Below are 17,680 nucleotides of genomic sequence, written 5' to 3' on the forward strand. Positions count from 1 at the left end.
GGGCAGTTGGTTCACCGATTCCGACGATGACGCACGCTTTTCCGAAAAAACGACCGGATGTGATTGTGCCCTGCCCTGCCCTGCCGGTGCCGGTGCCGGTGCCGGTGCCGCGCTCCGGCGCCGAACCGACCGGATCGTGGACGCGGTTGAGGTGGTCTCCACGCCGCCCGGGCGCCCCGTACGCGCGTTGGCGCGGTCCTGCCGGTCCGGCTTACCGCCCGCCGGCGCGGGTGTTGCGCGGCCCCACCGGCTGCCACGGAGCCAGGTGCGCGTCCGTGTCGTCCGCCGACGAGGTGACGTACAGCCGCGCGTCGAGGCCGACCACGGCCAGGCTGACCAGGTTCTTCCCCGTCATCGTGCTGGACGGTGCCCCCACGAACATCAGCGGCGAGCGCTGCCACGCCCCGCTCGGCCCGACGTCCGCGCCCAGCTGTCCGCCCGCCGAGCGGCCCGCCAGCACGTGCCCGCTCGCCGTCACCGGCCCGAAGCCCTGGAGCCCGCCCAGGTCGGTCAGGCCGTTCACCCGCAGCCCGCCCTCGGCCGTCACCAGCGCGGAACGCACGTTGCCCGACCCCGGCTTGCGGAACAGCAGCCGCACCCCGCCCTCGCGCCCCTGCGCCGTCAGGGGCAGCGTGGTCTCCGGCAGCCCGGTGGGGGTGGCCGGGCCCAGCGGGGCGCCGGGCTCCGGCTGCGCCCAGCCCGTCACCGTCTTCGTGGTGGCGGCGAAGACCATCCGCCGTCCGGCCCCGTCGGTCGCGGTGGCCGGGGTGCCGTGCAGGTCGGAGCCGCCGAGGCCCTCCCACGGGCCCCACTCCCCGCCGGGGTGCTGGACGCGGCCGCGCAGGGTGGAGGCGCCGTCGCGCACGTACACGGCGAGTGCCCCGGTGCCGTCGACGGACACGGCGGGCGCGCTGATGTCGGAGGTCCAGGTGTCGTCGGCGGTCTCCGGGGTGCCGAGCGACTCCCAGGGGCCGAACTCCTCGGAGCCGGGGGCGCGCTGGACCGCGTACACGACCTCGCGCAGGTAGTCGGCGGGTTCGTCGCCGAAGGAGGTGCGGGTGCCGAAGGCGGCTATCCGGCCGTCCCGCAGGGTGACGGTGGAGATGCCCTGGTCCATGCCGGTGCCGGGGAGCAGGCGGGGGCCGCTCCAGCTGCCGATCAGGCCGGTGCGGTGCCAGACGGCGACCTGGCCGTCGAGCACCTTGAACGCCCACAGGCCGTGCGCGCCGTCGGAGGTGAGCCAGGAAGTGCTGGTGCCGCGCGCGTAGTTGACGGTCTGCGTCCAGCGGTTGCCCGAGGGGCGGTCGGCGACCTTGAGGTCGCCGCAGCCGGCCTCGCTGCCGCAGTGGTTCTCCCGGTCGAGCCAGGCGTAGGTGCCCAGGATGTCCAGCTTCTCCTTCGCCTCGCCGGGGTCGAGGGTGCTGGGGAGGGAGCCGTTGAAGTAGCCGATGTAGTTCTGCACCGCGAAGTGGGGGCGGTCCTTGACCTCGCGCGCGTAGGCGTCGGTGGCCAGCTGCGCGAAGCGGGCGCCGTAGAGGTGGTCCTGGTGGTCGGTGTACCGCTTCGTGTCGGGGAACCGGCCGGGGGTCGGGTCCTGGACGCGGATGGTGGTGGGCCGGTACCGCTCCAGGATGCCTTCGATGGTCCGGACGACCTGGTCCTTGGTGTACGTGAACCCGTGCTTGACCGGGGAGCCGGACGCGAGCACCGACTCCAGGTGCGGGACCTTGCCGTCCCACAGGCCGTGGAGGCTGTCGGGGACGTCCGCGTGGACGTGGCCGGCCTCGCGCAGCTGCAGCCAGACGAGGTTGATCTCGGGCTTCGCGACGAGGACGTCGACCTCGGCGTACCCGCCGCCCTCGGTCGGGACCACGGTGCGCTTCCAGGCGCTGCTGCGGTCGCCGGTGGCCATCTTGGCGTAGGCGGCGCGGATGCCGTTCTGGCGGGCCTCGGCGTAGGCGGGCTTGTCGGGCGGGGTGGAGGCCTGCTTGGCGGCGCCCGCGTTGATGCCGTCGGCTTCGCCGGAGGTGAGGTAGACGGAGGTGACGGGGTGGCCGGCGGCTATGGAGTACCGCAGGTCCGGGTTCATGAAGTACAGGTCGTCATCGGGGTGGGCGACGATCTGGAGGACGCGGCCGGGGTCGGGGGCGTCCACGGTGGTGGCGGTGGTGGCCCGGGAATCGGCGGTGACGGGCGTGCCGAGGGCGGCGAGGGCCTCGTTGCCGCGGAGCACGAGCATGCTGCCTGCGGCGGTGGCGGCGAGGAGCCCGACGGCCTTGACGATCCTCCGTGCGACCGGATGCCGGGGGGCCGCGCCGTGGCCCTCCCGGGTGCCGCGCGCGCTGCCCGAGCCTGCGTCGGGCCCGCTCGCCGCGCCGTCCGCCCCGCCCCCGGCGGCTTCCGCCCCGCCCCCGGCGGCCTCCGGGCTCGTCGCCGGGGCGGGTACGCGGGCCCGCGACCCGGCGTCGGGCCCGCTACCGGCACCGGTGCCCATGCCGTCGTCCGCGCCGCGCTCGGCAGGCGCGTGACGCTCAGGAGCGCGGTCCTCCGCCAGCGCACCACCGCCCCCGCCACCAGCCCCGGCGTCCGCGCGGCCCGCCCCCTGCGCCGGGGCGGCGGAGGTACCGCGCTGCCGGGGGACCCGTACAGCGGGGATCGAGGACGGCTCGGGGGCGCGCGAGGAGGGCGGGGTCGCGGCGGAGCTGGCGGGTCCGTCGGACATGGGGGCTCCTCGCGGCCGGTCGGGTGGGGACCGGGCCCCCTGGCACATAGATCTAACAAGTAAGCAGATAATCCGATAATCCGCCTCATGGTATTGGTCACGGTGCCCGGTGAGTCGAACGCCTGCTCCGGCTAGGCTCGCTCCCAGGCCGGCCACACCCCATCGGCAGCGACACACTCGGGAGGCGGCGGGATGACAGTCCCGGGACGCAGGAGCAGCACCTTCATCAGGCTGCTGCGCAGCGGGTTCACCGACCCCACGCACGCCGCCCGGCTCCTCGACGCCGACGCGCTGGCCGCCGTACGCGCCGACCCGGTCCTCCTCGACGCCCTCGGCGCCACCGCCGACCCCGACCTCGCCCTGCACGGGCTGGTGCGCCTCGCCGAGGCCCAGACCCCCGAGGAGCTGCCCCGGCTCCTCGACACCCTCGTCAGCGCCAAACCCCTGCGCGACCGCCTCCTCGGCGTGCTCGGCGCCTCCGAAGCCCTCGCCGACCACCTCGCCCGCCACCCCCGCGACTGGCAGGCCCTCGTCACCTACGAGGCCGCCGACCTGCACCCCGGCCTCGCCGAGTTCGAGCAGGGCCTCGCCGACGCCCACGACCCCGTCGCCCTGCGCGTCGCCTACCGCCGCTGCCTGCTCTCCATCGCCGCCCGCGACGTCTGCGGCACCACCGACGTCGCCCAGACCGCCGCCGAACTCGCCGACCTCGCCACCGCCACCCTCCGCGCGGCCCTGCGCATGGCGACCGCCGCCGCCCCCGAGGACGCCGCCCAGTGCCGCCTCGCGGTGATCGCCATGGGCAAGTGCGGCGGCAACGAACTCAACTACGTCTCCGACGTCGACGTGATCTTCGTCGGGGAGGCCGCCAGCGGCGCCGATGAGCACAAGGCCCTCCAGGCCGCCACCCGCCTCGCCTCCCACCTCATGCGGATCTGCTCCGAGACCACCGTCGAGGGCACCATCTGGCCCGTCGACGCCAACCTCCGCCCCGAGGGCCGCAACGGCCCCCTCGTCCGCACCCTCTCCTCCCACCTCGCCTACTACCAGCGCTGGGCCAAGACCTGGGAGTTCCAGGCCCTGCTCAAAGCCCGCGCCGTCGCCGGCGACCCCGACCTCGGGGCCCAGTACGTCGAGGCCATAACCCCCCTCGTCTGGCAGGCCGCCGAACGCGAGAACTTCGTCGCCGACGTTCAGAAGATGCGCCGCCGCGTCGTCGACAACATCCCCGCCGCCCAGGTCGACCGCGAACTCAAACTCGGCCCCGGCGGCCTGCGCGACGTCGAGTTCGCCGTCCAGCTGCTCCAGCTCGTCCACGGCCGCAGCGACGCCACCCTCCACTCCGGCACCACCCTCGACGCCCTGCACGCCCTCGCCGCCGGCGGCTACGTCGGCCGCGCCGACGCCGCCCAGCTGCACGACGCGTACCGCTTCCTGCGCGCCATGGAGCACCGCATCCAGCTCTACCGGCTGCGCCGCACCCACCTCGTCCCCGAGGACGAGGCCGACCTGCGCCGCCTCGGCCGCTCCATGGGCCTGCGCACCGAACCGGTCGCCGAGCTCAACAAGGCCTGGCGCCGGCACGCCTCCGTCGTGCGCCGCCTGCACGAGAAGCTCTTCTACCGGCCCCTGCTCGACGCCGTGGCCCAGCTCGCCCCGGGCGAGGCCCGGCTCTCCCCGCGCGCCGCCGGCCAGCGCCTCGAAGCCCTCGGCTACGCCGACCCGGCCTCCGCCCTGCGCCACCTGGAGGCCCTCGCCTCCGGCGTCAGCCGCAAGGCCGCCATCCAGCGCACCCTGCTGCCGGTCCTACTCGGCTGGTTCGCCGACTCCGCCGACCCGGACGCCGGACTCCTGGGCTTCCGCAAGGTCTCCGACGCCCTCGGCAAGACCCCCTGGTACCTGCGCCTGCTGCGCGACGAGGGCGCCGCCGCCGAGAACCTCGCCCGCGTGCTCTCCGCCGGACGCCTCGCCCCCGACCTCCTCATGCGCGCCCCCGAGGCCGTGGCCCTGCTTGGCGACCCCGAAGGCCTGCAGCCCCGTACGCACGAAGCCCTCGAACAGGAGGTGCTCGCCGCCGTCGGGCGCGCCGACAGCGCGGAGGCCGCCGTCGCCGCCGCCCGAGGGGTCCGCCGCCGCGAACTGTTCCGCACCGCCGCCGCCGACATCATCGCCTCCTACGGCACCGAGGAAAACCCCGCGGAGAAGGACTGCGGCGCCCTCGTCGACCGGGTCGGCGACGCCGTCTCCGACCTCACCGCCGCCACCATCGCCGGAGCCCTGCGCGCCGCCGTGCGCGAGCAGTGGGGCGATACCCTCCCCACCCGCTTCGCCGTCATCGGCGTCGGCCGCTTCGGCGGGCACGAACTGGGCTACGGCTCCGACGCCGACGTGCTCTTCGTCCACGAACCCCGCGAGGGCGTCGACGAACAGGAAGCCGCCAAGGCCGCCCAGACCGTCGTCGCCGAGATGCGCAGGCTGCTCCAGCTGCCGACCGCCGACCCGCCGCTGCTCATCGACGCCGACCTGCGTCCCGAGGGCCGCTCAGGGCCCCTCGTGCGCACCCTCTCCTCCTACGCCGCCTACTACCGGCGCTGGTCCCTGACCTGGGAGAGCCAGGCCCTGCTGCGCGCCGAGCCCGTCGCCGGGGACGTCGACCTGGGCCGCCGCTTCATCGAGCTGATCGACCCGCTGCGCTACCCCGTCGAAGGCCTCGGCGAGGACGCGGTCCGCGAGATCCGCCGCCTCAAGGCGCGCATGGAGTCCGAACGCATGCCGCGCGGCGCCGACCCCACCCTGCACACCAAACTCGGCCGCGGCGGGCTCAGCGACGTCGAGTGGACCGTCCAGCTGCTCCAGATGCGGCACGCCTGGGCCGAACCCGGCCTGCGCACCACCCGCACCCGCCACGCCCTGGCCGCCGCCCACGCCGCCGGACTGCTCACCACCGAGGAGGCCCAGACCCTCGACGACGCCTGGGTCCTGGCCACCCGCGTCCGCAACGCCGTGATGCTGGTCCGCGGCCGCGCCGGGGACACCTTCCCCTCGGACGCCCGCGAACTGGCCGCCGTCGGCCGCTACCTGGGCTACCCGGAGGGCAGGGTCGGCGAGGTACTGGACGACTACCGGCGCACCACCCGCCGCGCCCGCGCGGTCGTGGACGACCTGTTCTACGGCGCGTAGCGACAGCGGCACGCCCCGACGGCACCCGCCGCCGACCCGAGGAGAGACAGCCCCGTGCCCGCCGCCGACACCGTCCTGACCGGAGCCCGCGTCCGCACCCTCGACCCCGGCCGCCCCCGCGCCGGCGCCGTGGCCCTGCGCGGCGGCGAGATCGTGGCCGTCGGGGAGGAGGCCGACGTACGCGACTGGCGCGGCCCCGGCACCCGCGTCCTCGACCTCGGCGGAGCCACCCTCACCCCCGGCCTCACCGACGCCCACAGCCACCCCGTCTGGGGCGCCGAGGCGGCCACCGGAACCGACCTCTCGGCCGTCCGGGACCTCGACCGGCTGCGGGCCGTCCTGCGCACCGCCGGCCGCACCGGCGGCTGGGTCCTCGGCTTCGGCCTCGACCACAACGCCTTCGGCGGCCGCCCCGTCGACCGGGACCTCGTCGAGGACGTCCTCGACGGGACCCCCGCCTACCTGCGCCTCTACGACGGCCACTCCGCCCTCGCCACCGGCCCGGCCCTCGCCGCAGCCGGCATCACCGGCCCGCGCGCCTTCGACCAGCGCTCCGAGATCGTCTGCGACGGCGACGGCCGCCCCACCGGGCACCTCGTCGAGCACGCCGCGATGTCCCTGGTCGGCGCCCTGACCCCCCGGCCCCGCCCCGCGGAGCGCCGCTCCCGCCTGCTCGCCGTGCTCGACGCCATGGCCGCCACCGGACTCACCGGCGCGCACGTCATGGACCTCGGCGACGGAGACGTACCGGCCCTGCTCGCCACCGTCGAGTACGAGACGGACCTGCCCCTGCGGCTGCGGCTGTCACCCTGGTGCATGCCCGGGGCCGACGCCGCCACCCTGGACGGACTGATCGGCCTCCAGGGCGTACGCGGACGCCACTGGCAGGTCGGCGGCGTCAAGTTCTTCATGGACGGCACCGTCGAGGGCGGCACCGCCTGGCTGGAGCACGCCGACTGCCACGGCCGGGGCACCGAGGCCTTCTGGCCCGACCCGCGCGCGTACGCCCGGGCCGTACGGGTCCTCGACGCGGCCGGGGTCCGCACCGCCACCCACGCCATCGGCGACGCCGCCGTCCGGCACGTGCTGGACACGGTCGCGGCCCTGGGCGGACCCGCCCGCATGCGACACCGGATCGAGCACATCGAGACCGTCCCCGACGACCAGCTCAAGCGGTTCGCCGAGCTCGGGGTGATCGCCTCCATGCAGCCCCCGCACACCGCCCACACCCGCGCCGACCACACCGACGAGTGGTCCAGGCGGCTCGGGGACGAACGGGCCCGCCGTGCCTGGCGCTGCCGGGACCTGCGCGACGCGGGCGCGGTCCTGGCCCTCGGCTCGGACTGGCCCGTCGCCCACCACGACGCCCGCCAGGTCCTCGCCACCGCCCTGCGCCCCCGCGGCGCGGCATCCGGCGGCCGCTCCCTGACCGGGCTGATGGCACTGGAGGGCATGACCTCCCACGCCGCGCTCGCGGCGGGGGAGCAGGCCGTCGCGGGCCGGATCGCCCCGGGCTGCCGCGCGGACCTGACGGCCCTCGCCCTCGACCCGGTCACCGCCGCCCCCGACGAGCTCGCGGAGGCACCCGTACGCCTGACCGTGTCAGGCGGCCGGATCACCCACGACGGGCTCTAGCGGAACCGCGCGACGGCCCTACGCCCGGCGGAAGCGGTTCAGCAGCTCCGACGCCGGATGCGGACCGGTGTGCACCGGCCGGCGCGGCAGCCGGTGCGGCAGCGATCCGTACCAGGCGCGGGAGACGGCGTACCCGAAGGCCAGGCACAGCATGCCGCCGACGGCGTCGAGCCAGAAGTGGTTGGCGGTGGCCACGATCACGACGAGGGTCGCCGCCGGGTACAGCAGTCCCAGGATCCGCGCCCAGGGCGCGGAGGCCACCGCGAAGATCGTCAGCCCGCACCAGAGCGACCACCCTATGTGCATGGAGGGCATCGCGGCGTACTGGTTCGACATGTTCTTCAGGTTCCCCGAGGCCATGGAACCCCAGGTGTGGTGCACCAGCACGGTGTCGATGAAGGTCTCCCCGTTCATCAGCCGGGGCGGCGCGAGCGGGTAGAGGTAGTAACCGACCAGGGCGACGCCCGTGGTGGCGAAGAGGACGAGGCGGGTGGCGGCGTAACGCCCGGGATGGAAGCGGTAGATCCACACCAGCACGCCGATCGTCACGATGAAGTGCAGCGTGGCGTAGTAGTAGTTCATGCCGACGATCAGCCACGTCACCGAGTTCACGGCGTGGTTGACGGACCGCTCCACGGCGATGCCGAGCCCGTGCTCCACGGCCCAGATCCAGTCGGCGTTCGCGAGCGCGGCCGCCTTCTGCTCGGGCACGGCGTTGCGGATCAGCGAGTACGTCCAGTAGCTGACGGCGATCAGCAGGATCTCGAACCAGATCCGCGGCCGTCGCGGGGCCCGCAGCCGGTGCAGCAGCGTGCGCTCCGGCGCCGGACGGGTCTCCTGCTCCGTCACGAGGGGTGACGAGACGTCCGTCCGGGTTTCCAGTGTCTTCACGCTCGCTTCACCCATGGGCAGAGAGTCTGCCAGATGCCTTCCCGCCTCCGATCATCCCTCCGGACGGTCTTCGGCGCCTCCGCTCAGCCCTGCGGACTACCGCGAAACCCCTAGGGGGTACGCCGCTGCGCCGGCCCGGAGGCGGTGGAGCCGCGGACCACCAGCTCGGGCAGGAACACGAACTCGCTGTGCGGGGCCGGAGTCCCGCCGATCTCCTCCAGCAGGGTCCGTACCGCGGCCTGCCCCATGGCCTGCACCGGCTGCCGGATGGTGGTCAGCGGCGGATCGGTGAACGCTATGAGCGGGGAGTCGTCGAAGCCGACCACCGACACGTCCTGCGGCACCCGCAGCCCCTGCTGCCGGGCGGCCCGGATCGCGCCGAGCGCCATCATGTCGCTCGCGCACACCACCGCCGTGCAGCCCCGCCCGATGAGCGCGGCCGCGGCGGCCTGGCCGCCCTCCAGGGAGTACAGGGAGTGCTGGACCAGCTCCTCCGTCTCGGCCTCGGTGAGCCCGAGCCGCTCCCGCATCGCGGCCCGGAAGCCCTCGATCTTGCGGACGACCGGCACGAACCGCTTCGGGCCGACCGCGAGGCCGATCCGGGTGTGCCCCAGCGCCGTCAGGTGGGTCACGGCGAGCTGCATCGCGGCCCGGTCGTCGGGGGAGACGAAGGGGGCCCGCACCTTGTCGGAGAAACCGTTGATGAGGACGTACGGGACGCCCTGGCCGCGGAGTTGGTCGTAGCGGCCCATGTCGGCGGTGGTGTCGGCGTGCAGCCCCGAGACGAAGATGATCCCGGAGACCCCGCGGTCCACCAGCATCTCGGTCAGCTCGTCCTCGGTGGATCCGCCGGGCGTCTGCGTCGCCAGCACCGGCGTGTATCCCTGCCGGGTCAGCGCCTGGCCGATGACCTGCGCCAGTGCCGGGAAGATGGGGTTGTCCAGCTCGGGGGTTATCAGTCCGACGAGGCCCGCGCTGCGCTGGCGCAGCCGTACGGGCCGCTCGTAGCCGAGCACGTCGAGCGCGGCCAGCACGGACTCGCGGGTGCCTGCGGCCACACCGGGCTTGCCGTTGAGCACGCGGCTGACTGTGGCTTCGCTGACCCCCGCCTGGGCTGCGATGTCGGCTAGCCGTGCGGTCACGGGATTGGACTGTACCGGTAGCGGCCTCACATCGCCCACCACGTGCAGGAATCAGGGGGAAGACGGACCGTGCGGCCGTCGGTCTCCACCGGGGCGCTGGAGAGCACCGGCCGGCCGGGGGAGGGCATCGTCACCGGCTCGGGCCGGGTGTTGAGGGTGCAGGCGAAGCCGGGGCGGGTGAAGAGGAGGACCCCGTCGGGTGCGGGCCGCCAGCGCATGCCCCGCGCGAACACCGCAGGTCCCGCCCCCGTCCCGGGCCACTCCTCGCGGCACCCGCCCTGCCCCGACTCCGGCGCGCCCAGGCCCGGCATGGCCCGGCGCAGCTCCAGCGCGGCGCGGTACAGCTCCAGCGTGGAGTGCGGGTCGCCGGTCTGGGCGGCGACGGTCAGACCCGCCCAGTCGGCGGGCTGCGGGAGCCAGCTGTCGCCGGGGCCGAAGCCGTACGGGGGCGCGTCGCCGGACCAGGGGAGCGGAACGCGGCACCCGTCGCGCAGCCCGTCCTGCCCCTCCGCCTCGGCCACGGCAACGGCTTCGGCCACCGCCACCGCCTCGGCTCCGAGCCCGGTCACGGCAACCGCCACCGCCTCGGCCACGGCCACCGGCTCGGCCCCGAGCCCGGTCGAAGCCACGGCCACCGCCTCGGCCCCGAGCCCGGTCGAAGCCACGGCCACCGGCTCGGCCCCGAGCCCGGTCGAAGCCACGGCCACCGGCTCGGCCCCGAGCCCGGTCGAAGCCACGGCCACCGGCTCGGCCCCGAGTCCGGCCCCCGCCGCCCCCGCCCCCGCGCCGCCCCCGGCCGCCTCCGCCCGCCGCCGGCCGCGGCGGAACGCCGGGTCCTGGCGGGCCCCGTCCGGGAGGTCGGTCACCTCCGGCAGGCCGAGCTCCTCGCCCTGGTAGACGTACGCCGACCCGGGCAGCGCCAGCATCAGCAGTGCCGCCGCCCGCGCCCGGGCCAGGCCCCGCGCCCCGCCCCCGTACCGGGTGACGTGCCGCACGACGTCGTGGTTGGACAGCACCCAGGTCGTCGGGGCGCCCACCGAGGCGGTGGCGGCCAGGGACTCGTCGATGACGGTCCGCATCGCCGCCGGGTCCCAGGGGCAGTTCAGGAACCTGAAGTTGAAGGCCTGGTGCAGTTCGTCGGGCCGTACGTACAGCGCGAGCCGCTCCGAGGTCGGCGCCCAGGCCTCCGCGACCCCGATGCGCTGGCCCTCGTACGAGTCCAGCAGGCGCCGCCAGGAGCGGTGGATCTCGTGGACCCCGTCCTGGTCGAAGAAGGGCAGCGGCTCGGTGCCGATCAGCGTGGCCTGCGCGCCGCGGCCGATGTCGGGCAGGCCCGGGGCCTTGACCATGCCGTGGGCGACGTCCACGCGGAAGCCGTCGACGCCCAGGTCGAGCCAGAAGCGCAGCACCGAGGCGAACTCCTCCGCGACCTCCGGGTGCTCCCAGTCCAGGTCGGGCTGCTCGGGGGCGAAGAGGTGCAGGTACCAGTCGCCGTCCGGGACGCGGGTCCAGGCCGGGCCTCCGAAGACGGACTCCCAGTCGTTCGGCGGCAGCGACCCGTCCGCGCCGCGCCCCGGGCGGAACAGGTACCGATCACGGGCGCCGGGCACCCCCGCGAGGGCGTCCCGGAACCAGGGGTGTGCCTCGGAGGTGTGGTTCGGCACCACGTCCACGATCACCCGCAGGCCCAGCGCGTGCGCGGCCCGGACGAGGTCGTCGGCGTCGGCGAGGTCGCCGAAGAGGGGGTCGACGGCCCGGTAGTCGGCGACGTCGTAGCCGCCGTCCGCCTGCGGGGAGACGTAGAAGGGGGTCAGCCACACGGCGTCCACCCCGAGCCGGGCCAGGTGGGGGAGCCGCTCCCGCACCCCGCGCAGGTCCCCGACGCCGTCGCCGTCACTGTCCGCGAAGGAGCGGACGTACACCTGGTAGATGACGGCATCGCGCCACCAGCCGCCGGTCACGGTCGGGTCGCTGGAAGCTCTTGCAAGCGGGACGGCCGTCAACTCGTGGTTCATACCGGAGTCAACGCGCGTGCACGCCCCGTGGTTGCGGGCCCGTGGAAGAGAAGCGCACTCGAACCAACAGCAAGCGTCGGCAACCGTAGGGACACACGGATGTAACGATCGCCTCCGCTTGCAGAAAATTGCCGCAAGGCCTTTCCGTCGGCTTTCAGGCTTGTTACGTTCCTCGCAACTCGGGACCGCGAGGGCGCGGCCGGGATCATCGAAGGAGTTCATATGCGGCGTGGCATAGCGGCCACCGCGCTGGTCGCGACCCTGGCGCTCGCGGCGACGGCTTGCGGCGGTGACACCAAGGGCGACGGTGGCGAGACGAAGGCCGGCGGCGAGCTGTCCGGCACCGTCACCTGGTGGGACACCTCGAACGACGCCGAGAAGGCGAGCTTCCAGAAGATCGCCGAGGCGTTCACCGCGAAACACCCGAAGGTGACGGTCAAGTACGTCAACGTGCCCTACGGTGACGCCCAGAACAAGGTCAAGAACGCCTTCAGCAGCGGCGCCGACGCGCCCGACGTGATCCGTGCCGACGTCGGCTGGGTCGCCGACTTCGCCTCGCTCGGCTACCTCGACGAGGTCCCGGCCGAGACCGCGAAGAAGATCGACGCCGAGTTCCTGCCGCAGGCCGCGGCCAGTGGCAAGTTCGAGGGCAAGACCTACGCCGTCCCGCAGGTCATCGACAGCCTCGGCCTCTTCTACAACAAGAAGATGCTCGCCGACGCCGGCGTCCAGCCGCCCAAGACGCTCGAAGAGCTGAAGACCGCCGCCACCGCCATCAAGGCCAAGACCGGCAAGACCGGCCTCTACCTGCGCGGCGACGACTCCTACTGGTTCCTGCCGTTCATCTACGGCGAGGGCGGCGACCTCGTCGACGCCAAGACCAAGACGGTCACCGTCGACAACGCGGCCGGCGTCAAGGGCTTCAAGGCCGCCCGCGACCTGATCACCTCCGGCGCGGCGGTCACCAACGCCACGGACGGCTGGACCAACATGCAGACCGCCTTCAAGTCCGGGGAGGTGGCGATGATGATCAACGGTCCCTGGGCCGTCGCGGACAGCTACGCGGGCGACCAGTTCAAGGACAAGTCCAACCTCGGCGTCGCCCCCGTCCCGGCCGGCTCCGCCAAGGCCGGCGCCCCGCAGGGCGGCCACGACCTCGCCGTGTACGCCGGCTCCAAGAACACCGCCGCCGCGCACGCCTTCGTCGAGTACATGACCTCCCAGGACGTCCAGGTCCAGGCCGCCAAGGACCTGAGCCTGCTGCCGACGCGCACCGCCGCCTACGAGCAGCCGGACGTCAAGAGCAGCGAGATGGTCCAGTTCTTCAAGCCGGCCGTCGACAAGGCCGTCGAGCGGGCCTGGATCCCGGAGAACGGCTCCCTCTTCGAGCCGCTGAAGGTCGAGTACACCAAGGCCGTCACCGGCGCCTCGACCCCCGAGGACGCGGCCAAGGCGGCCGGCGTCGAGTTCCGCAAGATCCTCAAGGGCTGGAAGTAGTACGGACGATGGCTGCTGACACCAGCCGGTCGGTGGCGAAGGCCGCGGGCGGCGAGAAGGACCTCGCCCCCCGCGGCCCCAGCCGCACGACTGCCCCCGGAAGCCCGCGCGGCGGTTTCGCCCGCGCCCTCGCCACGCACTGGTACGCCTGGGCCATGGTCGCCCCGGTCGTGCTCGTCCTCGGCGTGATCGTCGGCTGGCCGCTCGTACGCGGCGTCTACCTGTCGCTGACCGACGCCAACGAGCGCAACGTCGCCCGCACCATCGGCGTGCGCCACATCGAGGCCACGTACGAGTTCGTCGGGCTCGACAACTACGCGGCGGTCCTCGGCGACCCCCTCTTCTGGCAGCGGCTGGTGTGGACGGTGGTGTGGACCGTCGCCTGCGTGTCCATCACCTTCGCCCTCGGCCTGGGTCTGGCCACCATGCTCAACCGGCGGTTCCGGGGCCGCGCCGCCTACCGGATGGCGCTCATCCTGCCGTGGGCCGTGCCCGGCTTCGTCTCGGTCTTCGCCTGGCGGTTCCTCTTCAACCGCGACAACGGCATCCTCAACAAGATCCTCGACGGGGGCGGCATCGCGGCCGTCCCGTGGCTCGACGACCCCACCTGGGCCAAGCTCGCCGTCGTCGCCGTCAACGTCTGGCTCGGCATCCCCTTCATGATGGTCGCCCTGCTCGGCGGTCTGCAGTCGATCCCCGGCGAGCTGTACGAGGCCGCCGAGATGGACGGCGCCGGACCCTGGCAGCGGTTCCGGCACATCACCCTGCCCGGACTGCGCGCCGTGAGCATGACGGTGATCCTGCTCTCCACCATCTGGACCTTCAACATGTTCCCGGTGATCTTCCTGCTGACCCGGGGCGGACCCGGCGACTCCACCGAGATCCTGGTGACCCAGGCGTTCCGCGAGGCCTTCATCGCGAGCCCGCGCGACTTCGCCGGCTCGGCGACCTGGGGCGTGCTCATCCTCGCCCTGCTCATGATCTTCGCGCTGGTCTACCGGCGCTCGCTGCGCAAGCAGGGAGAGGTGTGGTGACCGTGACCTCCGCCAAGCAGACCGCCGCCGGCCGGCAGCGTGCCGCCGCCCGCCCGCGCGGCAGCCGCTCCCCGCTCGCCTCCTTCGGCCTGCACGCCACGCTCGTCGTCGCGTCCGTGATCGCCGTCTTCCCCGTGCTGTGGATCCTGCTGACCTCGCTCAAGCCGGCCGAGCACGCGATCACCACGGACTTCGTGAAGGAGCCCACGCTCTCGAACTACGCGTACCTGCTGGAGTCCAGCCACTTCCTCAGCTGGTTCGCGAACTCCGTGCTGGTCGCCGGCGTCACCACCGTGCTCGGCGTGTTCATCGCCGCCACCACCGGCTACGCGGTCAGCCGCTTCAAGTTCCCGGGCATGAAGCCGCTGATGTGGACCCTGCTCATCACGCAGATGTTCCCGATGGCCATCCTGATCGTCCCGCTCTACAACCTGATGGGAGAGCTCGGGCTGCTGAACCAGCCGCTCGGCCTGATCATCACGTACCTCACCATCGCCGTGCCGTTCTGCGCCTGGATGATGAAGGGCTTCTTCGACACCATCCCGGTCGAGATCGACGAATCCGGCCGCGTCGACGGACTCAACCCCTTCGGCACCTTCTGGCGCCTGATCCTGCCGCTCGCCAAGCCCGGCCTCGCCGTGACCGGCTTCTACGCCTTCATCACCGCCTGGGGCGAGGTCGCGTACGCCTCCGCCTTCATGGTCGGTGAGGAGAACCTGACCCTCGCGGGCGGGCTGCAGACCTTCGTCACGCAGTACACCTCCAACTGGGGCGCCATGAGCGCGGCATCCGTCCTCATCGCGATCCCGGCGGCGGTCTTCTTCCTCTTCGCCCAGCGTCACCTCGTCGCCGGCATGACGGCGGGCGCCACCAAGGGCTGACCACCCGCGCCCGCCCCGCTCCACCGGCCCGATCTCTCCAAGGACACCATGACCCAGCACCTCGCCGACGCGCTCCCCACCCCGACCGGGACCCAGCCCGGCTGGTGGAGAGACGCGGTGATCTACCAGGTCTATCCGCGCAGCTTCGCCGACTCGAACGGCGACGGCATGGGGGACCTCGAAGGCATCCGGAGCCGCCTGCCCTACCTGCGCGACCTGGGCGTCGACGCCGTGTGGCTCAGCCCCTTCTACGCCTCCCCGCAGGCCGACGCCGGCTACGACGTCGCCGACTACCGGGCCATCGACCCCATGTTCGGCACCCTGCACGACGCCGACGCCGTCATCCGCGAAGCGCACGCGCTCGGCATGCGGATCATCGTCGACCTCGTCCCCAACCACTGCTCCGACCAGCACGAATGGTTCAAGCAGGCACTGCGGGAAGGCCCCGGCAGCACCCTGCGCGAACGCTTCCACTTCCGGCCCGGCAAGGGCGCGAACGGCGAACTCCCGCCCAACGACTGGGAGTCCATCTTCGGCGGCCCGGCGTGGACGCGCGTGGCGGACGGCGAGTGGTACCTGCACCTCTTCGCCCCCGAACAGCCCGACTTCAACTGGGAACACCCGGCCGTCCAGGACGAGTTCCGCTCCGTCCTGCGCTTCTGGCTCGACCTCGGCGTCGACGGGTTCCGCATCGACGTCGCCCACGGGCTGGTCAAGGCCCCCGGCCTGCCGGACCTCGGGCGCGACGAACAGCTGAAGCTGCTCGGCAACCAGGTGCTGCCCTTCTTCGACCAGGACGGCGTCCACGAGATCTACCGGTCCTGGCGGACGGTGCTCGACGAGTACGCCGGTGACCGCATCGGCGTCGCCGAAGCCTGGACGCCGAGCGCCGACCGGACCGCGCTCTACCTGCGCCCCGACGAGCTCCACCAGGCCTTCAACTTCCACTACCTCAGCACCGGCTGGGACGCGGCCGCGCTGCGCGCCGCCATCGACGACTCCCTCGACGCGATGCGGCCCGTCGGAGCCCCCACGACGTGGGTGCTGTCCAACCACGACGTGGTCCGCCACCGCACCCGGTTCGGCAGCCTGGACCGGGCGCGGGCGGCCGCGCTGCTGATGCTGGCCCTGCCCGGGTCCGCGTACGTCTACCAGGGCGAGGAGCTCGGCCTGCCCGAGGTCACCGACCTCCCGGACGAGGTGCGCCAGGACCCCTCGTTCTTCAAGGAGAACGGGCAGGAAGGGCTGCGCGACGGATGCCGCGTACCGCTCCCGTGGTCGGGCGACGAGGCCCCGTACGGCTTCGGCGGCGGTGGCAGCTGGCTCCCGCAGCCGCCGGAGTGGGCCGGGCTGAGCGTCGCCGCGCAGACCGGTGACCCGCAGTCGACGCTCGAGCTGTACCGCACCGCCCTGCGGATCCGGCGCGAGCACACGGACCTCGGCGCGGGCGACGCGGTGGAGTGGCTGGACGCCCCGCAGGGGGTCCTCGTGTTCCGCAGGGGCGCCTTCGTGTGCACCGTCAACACCACGGGCGAAGCCGTACGCATACCCGCGCCGGGTTCCGTGCTCCTGGCGAGCGGCGCGCTGGCCGACCCCGACGTCCTGCCCGGCGACACGGCGGTGTGGTGGCAGGGGTGACCTCCCCCCTCCGGCTGACGGACATCGCCGCGCAGGCCAAGGTCAGCGAGGCGACCGTCAGCCGTGTGCTCAACGGCAAGGCGGGCGTGGCGGCCGGCACCCGGCACCGGGTGCTGGCCGCCATGGACCTGCTCGGCTACGAACGCCCGGTCAGGCTCAAACGCCGCAGCAACGGGCTGGTGGGGCTGCTGATACCCGAGCTGACGAACCCGATCTTCCCGGCGTTCGCCCAGGTCATCGAGCAGGCCTTGGCCGGGCACGGCTACACGCCGGTGCTGTGCACGCAGACCCCGGGCGGGGCCACCGAGGACGAGCTGGTCGAGCAGCTGGAGGAACGCGGCGTCACCGGGATCGTCTTCCTCTCCGGCCTGCACGCCGACGCCTCCCAGGACCCGTCCCGCTACCAGCGGCTCGCGGCCCGGGGGCTGCCGTTCGTCCTCATCAACGGCTTCAACGAGGCCATCAGCGCTCCCTTCGTCTCCCCGGACGACCGGGCGGCCGCCGACATGGCCGTACGCCACCTCGAGGAACTGGGACACCGGCGCATCGGCCTGGCCATCGGGCCGACCCGCTACGTCCCCTCGGCGCGCAAGGAGCAGGGCTTCCTGGCGGCGCGGCCCGGGGCGGCGGAGGAAGGGCTCGTCCAGCGCACCCTGTTCACCGTCGAGGGCGGCCACGCGGCGGGCGGCGCCCTGCTCGACCGGGGCTGCACGGGGGTGGTCTGCGCCAGCGACATGATGGCGCTCGGCGTGATCCGCGCCGCGCGGGAGAGGGGGCTGCGCGTGCCGGAGGACGTCTCGGTGGTCGGCTTCGACGACTCCCCGCTGATCGCCTTCACGGACCCCCCGCTGACGACGATCCGCCAGCCGGTCCGCGCCATGGCCACGGCCGCGGTGGGCGCCCTCCTGGAGGCGGTGGCCGGCACCCCGGTCCAGCGCACGGAGTACGTCTTCCAGCCGGAGCTGGTGGTCCGCGGCTCGACGGGCACGGCCCGGGAGTAGGGGGCGGGGCCCGGCCGGCCGGGGGCCGGCTCGCCGTGAGAGTC

General features: G+C 73.5%; 11 protein-coding genes. 7 read left to right on the top strand and 4 right to left on the bottom strand.

The window, feature by feature from the left end; translation table 11 throughout:
- Positions 1-211 precede the first annotated feature (211 nt).
- On the bottom strand, positions 212-2,722 hold the full coding sequence (locus tag ACZ51S_RS20495) for a PIG-L family deacetylase (RefSeq protein WP_468961637.1): 2,511 nt from the start codon (positions 2,720-2,722) through the stop codon (positions 212-214).
- Positions 2,723-2,914: 192 nt separating this feature from the next.
- On the opposite strand from ACZ51S_RS20495, the gene ACZ51S_RS20500 reads away from it, so the two are divergent.
- The gene (locus ACZ51S_RS20500; protein WP_468477606.1) at positions 2,915-5,902 is read left to right on the top strand and encodes a bifunctional [glutamine synthetase] adenylyltransferase/[glutamine synthetase]-adenylyl-L-tyrosine phosphorylase; all 2,988 of its coding nucleotides are present in this window, start codon (positions 2,915-2,917) and stop codon (positions 5,900-5,902) included.
- 54 nt (positions 5,903-5,956) lie between these two features.
- Positions 5,957-7,537 (top strand): amidohydrolase, encoded by a 1,581-nt coding sequence (locus ACZ51S_RS20505; RefSeq protein WP_468961639.1) that lies wholly within the window; start codon positions 5,957-5,959, stop codon positions 7,535-7,537.
- 18 nt (positions 7,538-7,555) lie between these two features.
- On the opposite strand, the gene ACZ51S_RS20510 is transcribed toward ACZ51S_RS20505, so the two are convergent.
- The 3 genes from ACZ51S_RS20510 to ACZ51S_RS20520 form a co-directional block, all read right to left on the bottom strand.
- Positions 7,556-8,443: a phosphatase PAP2 family protein gene (locus tag ACZ51S_RS20510; RefSeq protein ID WP_468477604.1), complete on the bottom strand. Its 888-nt coding sequence runs from the start codon at positions 8,441-8,443 to the stop codon at positions 7,556-7,558.
- A 95-nt stretch (positions 8,444-8,538) separates the two neighbouring features.
- Positions 8,539-9,570, bottom strand: a complete 1,032-nt coding sequence (locus tag ACZ51S_RS20515) for a LacI family DNA-binding transcriptional regulator (RefSeq protein WP_388935848.1) — start codon at positions 9,568-9,570, stop codon at positions 8,539-8,541.
- 26 nt (positions 9,571-9,596) lie between these two features.
- A complete protein-coding gene (locus ACZ51S_RS20520; RefSeq protein WP_468961641.1) occupies positions 9,597-11,585 on the bottom strand; it encodes a glycoside hydrolase family 13 protein in 1,989 nt (662 codons plus the stop codon).
- A gap of 222 nt (positions 11,586-11,807) precedes the next feature.
- Here ACZ51S_RS20520 and ACZ51S_RS20525 point away from each other — a divergent pair, with 222 nt between their 5' ends.
- Genes ACZ51S_RS20525 through ACZ51S_RS20545 form a run of 5 tightly spaced genes read left to right on the top strand, consistent with a single transcriptional unit; the run spans position 11,808 to position 17,636 of the window.
- Positions 11,808-13,082, top strand: a complete 1,275-nt coding sequence (locus ACZ51S_RS20525; protein WP_468477601.1) for an extracellular solute-binding protein — start codon at positions 11,808-11,810, stop codon at positions 13,080-13,082.
- An 8-nt stretch (positions 13,083-13,090) separates the two neighbouring features.
- On the top strand, positions 13,091-14,116 hold the full coding sequence (locus tag ACZ51S_RS20530) for a carbohydrate ABC transporter permease (protein WP_468477600.1): 1,026 nt from the start codon (positions 13,091-13,093) through the stop codon (positions 14,114-14,116).
- Complete coding sequence (locus tag ACZ51S_RS20535; protein WP_468477599.1) at positions 14,113-14,997, top strand: sugar ABC transporter permease; 885 nt, start codon at positions 14,113-14,115, stop codon at positions 14,995-14,997. The genes ACZ51S_RS20530 and ACZ51S_RS20535 overlap by 4 nt, the downstream gene beginning before the upstream one ends.
- A 48-nt stretch (positions 14,998-15,045) precedes the next feature.
- Positions 15,046-16,635 carry a glycoside hydrolase family 13 protein gene (locus ACZ51S_RS20540; protein ID WP_468477598.1) on the top strand — a complete coding sequence of 530 codons (1,590 nt, stop codon included), beginning with the start codon at positions 15,046-15,048 and terminating at the stop codon, positions 16,633-16,635.
- Positions 16,623-17,636 (top strand): LacI family DNA-binding transcriptional regulator, encoded by a 1,014-nt coding sequence (locus tag ACZ51S_RS20545; protein WP_468802203.1) that lies wholly within the window; start codon positions 16,623-16,625, stop codon positions 17,634-17,636. Before ACZ51S_RS20540 ends, ACZ51S_RS20545 begins: the two co-directional genes overlap by 13 nt.
- Positions 17,637-17,680 lie beyond the last annotated feature (44 nt).

This window comes from Streptomyces sp. NPDC034043 (assembly GCF_055575675.1).